The sequence below is a fragment of the Dyella sp. SYSU CM1112 genome (genome assembly GCF_058216415.1).
Map to the genome: position 1 here is coordinate 1 of NZ_JBZEGI010000116.1, position 282 is coordinate 282.

General features: G+C 54.6%; 1 pseudogene. It reads right to left on the reverse strand.

What is annotated here, in order from left to right:
• Nucleotides 1-282 (reverse strand): annotated as a pseudogene (locus AC4HNJ_RS21870) (transcription termination/antitermination NusG family protein); the annotation flags it as partial.

Below are 282 nucleotides of genomic sequence, written 5' to 3' on the forward strand. Positions count from 1 at the left end.
GTTGAACGGACCATCGGTGACGCGAACCATTTCAACTGGCTCGAACAACACCTTGGGTTTCGGCTTGTCCACACCTTCACGCACGCGACTCAGGATGGTATCGGCCTAACTGTCGCGAATTGGCATGGGACGATCGGCCGTGCCGCCAATGAAACCCATCAACTTCGGCGTCTCCTTGACCAAGTGCCAGCACTCGTCATCGATACGTGGCGCTTTACCTTCTGTATCGGTCTCGATCTGCACCAATACATAACCTGGAAAGAACTTGCGTTCGCTGCTTCG